A 4,264-nucleotide genomic window follows, 5' to 3' on the forward strand; every position below is an offset into this window, starting at 1 on the left:
AGTGGTTTTTTTAATGGGTAGTTTCAAAGTCTATTTTACTTTTATTAAAGGCGTCTGATACTTTTAAGTTGTAAAAAATAAAAGATATTTGTATTAAGTGTGGAATGACGTAAAATCCCCCTCCAACGCTCGATACAATGTTTTTTTGAAAGTCACCTTTGGTTCGTCCTGTAGTTTATTTAAAATCTACTCACCGCGCGATACTACTTATGATGGGTATGGTGTTTTTACTTGCCATGCTTGAGATAACAGCAAAGTCATTGAGTCAATCTTACCCGGTGCCGCTTATCGTTTGGTTTCGTTACGTGACGCACTTCGTCCTGATGATGTTGCTCCTTGGGCCTGGATATGGATTCCAATTGATTAAAACAGATAATCGAAAAGCGCAAATTTTTAGGGCGATGCTCTTAACGGGATCAACGCTACTGTACTTTACAGCGTTAAGCGTATTGCCTTTGGCTACGGCAAAGTCAATCGGTTTTATTGCGCCACTATTGGTGACAACTTTTGCTTTTTGGATATTGAAAGAGCAAGTTTCTGGGTCCAGATGGGTAGCAGTGTTAGTTGGATTCGTCGGTGTTTTATTGGTTATTAATCCTACGAAAAGCTTTGATTGGAATTTTCTACTCCCGCTTCTAGCCGCGGTTTGTTACAGCCTATATCAAATTATGACGCGTCACTTCAGCAATCGAGAACATCCAGTTACAACATTGTTCTACACGGGTATGGTTGGGTCACTATTAATTAGTATAGTTGTCCCGGTTTTTTGGGTTACTCCGCAGCTTGCAGACTTGCCAAAGTTTCTTTTTTTAGGGTTCGCTGGAGCAGTCGGACATTTTATGCTGATTAAAGCAATGGAATTAGAGGATGCTTCATTTCTATCCCCACTTGCGTACGTACAACTTTTTTGGGTAACCCTTTTTGGCTATCTGGCATTCGACCATCTCCCAAGCACCTCGGGTTTTGTCGGGATGGCCATTATCATAGGAGCAGGGTTATATGTCGCTTTAGCCCAAAAATCCCGTCAAGCCGCAGTTACTAATATTGTTAACGAATAATTAGCGTTAATTACGCTATCGCTGCGGTCACTCTAATTTCCACTTTGTAATCAGGTTTAGCGAGCTTGGACTCAACGCATGCTCTTGCGGGGGTATTTCCTTTGGGAACCCACATATCCCAGATAGCATTCATGTCTGCAAAGTCATTCATATCTGCTAACCATATGGTGACCGATAGGATTTTGGTCTTATCCGAGCCATTTGATAGGAGGTATTTGTCAATGGTATCGAGGATTTGTCCAGTTTGTCCTTGAATGTCGGTGTTGGGGTCGCCAGCGACGATACCCGCTGTGTAGATTACATTGCCATGTATTACAACTTGCGACATTCGATCATTAGAGGCAATTCTTATAATACTCATAAATAATCCTTAATAGTTTTAGTAATTGGTGATTTTAGTTTGACTCGAGTTTTGCTGCACGGGATATTTTCATTGTGACCATTTCCTCGCTAATGGTTGGGTGGATAGCGACGGTATCGTCGAAGTCTTTTTTAGTCGCCCCCATCCGAACTGCAATGGCAAAACCTTGCATCATTTCATCCATACCAAGCCCAATTCCGTGACAACCCACCACCTTTTCTTCGGGCCCAGCTACGACTAGTTTCATAAGGCATTCTGCTCCATTAGGGTTGAAGGCGAAGTGCATCGGTTTGAAACTGCTTTCATAGACTCTGACATTTTGTACCCCGAATTTCTTGATGGCTTCGTTTTCGGTAACTCCAACAGTACCTACAGGAGGATGGCTAAAAATAACTGTTGGAATGTTTTCATAGTTTAAATATCGATCTTCTTGTCCATTAAATAATCTATCAGCGAGACGCCGTCCTGCTGCGATAGCGACTGGAGTTAACTCGTGATGCCCTGTGATATCACCCACGGCATAGATGCCAGCAACATTCGTTTCTTGATATTTATTGACTACAACATGGCCAGATCTCGTCGTTTCTACACCAATGTTATCTAAGTTGAGGGTTCGTGTATTAGGTGCTCGACCGGTTGCCCAAATAATTTGGTCAAACCCAGAGTACTCATCTCCTTTATTTGATTTCAATAGAAGACCCTCATTGTCTTCGATAACTTCCTGCAACTCAGTGTTTTTAATGATTTTAACCCCGTCTTTCTCCATTTCACTCATAAGTACCGATCGAATTGAGTGATCGAAGTGACGTAAAAATTCATTTTTTCGCAGAAATAGGGATACAGTTGAGCCAAGCTCATTCAATAATCCGGAGAATTCTACAGCGATATATCCGGCACCGATGATGGCAATCTTTTTTGGCTGATGCTCGAGCTCAAAGAATTCGTCTGAGGTTATGCCCAGTCGTGCACCCGGAATCGCTGGGACTAAAGGATAACCTCCTGTTGCGATCAGTATGCGGGCGCTTTGACAGGTGTTATCCCCAACTCGAACCGTATTGTTTGATTCCAAAACAGCCTCGCCTTTAATAACCTCGACTTTGTTAACGTCTAGGCCATGCTCATAGCTGGCATTCAGTCTTTGGATGTAGCTATCTCGTTTTGCTTTGAGCTTGGGCCAATGAAACTCGCCAAGATGAGTGTCAAAACCATAATTTTTTGCTTCCGTTACGGCCTCATGAAGACTCGCTGCCGTCCACATAATCTTTTTTGGAACACAGCCGACGTTAACACAGGTACCACCCATACGGCCTTTCTCGATGAGTGCTACCCGAGCCCCATAGGATCCCGCTCGATTGGCCGTTGCGACTCCGCCGCTACCACCTCCAATTACAATTAGATCATACTGAGGCATGCTACCCGTTACTCCATAATTTTAAACTATTGCATCCTAGTCTATACGATTAAACGTATTTTTTTCGTGAATTTCTAGTAATAATTTATGTGGTTCTTTCTCTTATTTTTATGGATTTTATAAAGGAATATATATGCAGTCAGTTTTACTGTTTGATGTTAATGAATCATTACTGGATCTCAAAGGTCTTGAACCATATTTTAAAAAGCAGTTCGGCGATCAAATTATGGTTAGCGAATGGTTTGATCAGGTAATACAAACGGCCATGTTATGCGTGATTCTTGGGTGGTCTCGAAATTTTTCGGAAGTCGGTCGCTCTGCTCTGGAAATGGTTGTACAACGTCACGACCTTGCATTTTCAGACGATACGTTGAGTGATATTGTGGGTGGAATGAGAAAATTGCCGCCACACGATGATGTTATTCCTGCCTTAAAGAAGCTTAAATTATCGGGTTTCCGTATGGCTGCGTTGACCAATTCGCCGGTTGTTGTCGCGCAGGATCAATTGGCGCATGCGGGATTAATTGGTTTTTTCGAAACGGTTATTTCGGTAGAGGAAGTCAAGACGCTTAAGCCAGACCCAAAAGTCTATCGTTATGCGACTGAGAAAATGAATGTTGATCCAGAAAAGGCTTATTTAATTGCTGCGCATGCATGGGATGTTGCCGGCGCGATGGCGATTGGTTGTAAGGGGGCATTAATCAAGCGTTTTGGTATTCCCTTAAATCCAATTGCTCCAGTGCCGACCATTGTAGCCAACAGCCTCACTTCGTTTGCTGATCTTATTTGTGGCACTCACGGATAGAGTACTGATTATAAGAGGTAAATATGATTAAATTATTTTACTGGCCAACTCCCAATGGACATAAAATTACGATGTTTTTAGAGGAAGCTGGGTTAGCGTATGCAATTGTTCCTATTAATATTAGCCGCGGCGAGCAGTTTGAGGGGTCGTTCCTAAAGCTCGCTCCCAATAATCGTATCCCAGCTATTTCTGATGAAGAGCCGATTGGCGGCGGGGATCCCATTACTGTTTTTGAATCAGGAGCTATTTTGCAGTACTTGGCAGAAAAAACAGGTCAATTTATCTCGAATGATTTACGTAAGAAAACTAAAGTAATGGAGTGGTTATTTTGGCAAATGGGAGGTCTCGGTCCGATGGCAGGTCAAAATCACCATTTTGTATCTTACGCTCCAGAGCCGATTCCCTATGCTATTGAGCGTTATGTTAGTGAGACGGCGCGTCTATATGCAGTTTTAGATAAACAACTCAATAGACGAGACTATATCGTAGATGACTATTCCATCGCAGATATGGCGTGTTATCCATGGGTGGTCCTGCATGAGCGGCAGCGACAGAATCTTGATGACTTTCCTGCGATAAAGAAGTGGTATGAACGTTTAAGAGCTAAAGAGTCTGTGGTGAGAGCATAT

5 protein-coding genes are annotated in these 4,264 nt (G+C 42.6%); 3 read left to right on the forward strand and 2 right to left on the reverse strand.

What is annotated here, in order from left to right; all coding sequences use genetic code 11:
- Nucleotides 1–158 precede the first annotated feature (158 nt).
- Nucleotides 159–1,058: a DMT family transporter gene (locus O3A65_08840; protein ID MDA1332564.1), complete on the forward strand. Its 900-nt coding sequence runs from the start codon at nt 159–161 to the stop codon at nt 1,056–1,058.
- A 10-nt stretch (nt 1,059–1,068) separates the two neighbouring features.
- Here O3A65_08840 and O3A65_08845 read toward each other — a convergent pair whose 3' ends face one another.
- On the reverse strand, nt 1,069–1,419 hold the full coding sequence (locus O3A65_08845; GenBank protein ID MDA1332565.1) for a RidA family protein: 351 nt from the start codon (nt 1,417–1,419) through the stop codon (nt 1,069–1,071).
- 34 nt (nt 1,420–1,453) lie between these two features.
- Nucleotides 1,454–2,830: a glutathione-disulfide reductase gene (gene gorA / locus O3A65_08850; GenBank protein MDA1332566.1), complete on the reverse strand. Its 1,377-nt coding sequence runs from the start codon at nt 2,828–2,830 to the stop codon at nt 1,454–1,456.
- A 133-nt stretch (nt 2,831–2,963) separates the two neighbouring features.
- Here gorA and O3A65_08855 point away from each other — a divergent pair, with 133 nt between their 5' ends.
- Together O3A65_08855 and O3A65_08860 are read left to right on the forward strand one after the other, a co-directional pair.
- Complete coding sequence (locus O3A65_08855; GenBank protein MDA1332567.1) at nt 2,964–3,635, forward strand: haloacid dehalogenase type II; 672 nt, start codon at nt 2,964–2,966, stop codon at nt 3,633–3,635.
- A gap of 23 nt (nt 3,636–3,658) precedes the next feature.
- Nucleotides 3,659–4,264: glutathione binding-like protein (locus tag O3A65_08860; protein MDA1332568.1), on the forward strand; the 606-nt coding region annotated here is incomplete at its 3' end.

This window comes from Pseudomonadota bacterium (assembly GCA_027624715.1).
In the GTDB taxonomy this organism is placed as follows: Bacteria; Pseudomonadota; Gammaproteobacteria; order Burkholderiales; family Eutrophovitaceae; genus Eutrophovita.

What these genes read in the sequence shown, in the direction of transcription:
- O3A65_08845 (MDA1332565.1), bottom strand. Translation starts at nt 1,419, where the DNA reads ATGAGTATTATAAGAATTGCCTCTAATGATCGAATGTCGCAAGTTGTA.
- gorA (MDA1332566.1), bottom strand. Translation starts at nt 2,830, where the DNA reads ATGCCTCAGTATGATCTAATTGTAATTGGAGGTGGTAGCGGCGGAGTC.
- O3A65_08855 (MDA1332567.1), top strand. Translation starts at nt 2,964, where the DNA reads ATGCAGTCAGTTTTACTGTTTGATGTTAATGAATCATTACTGGATCTC.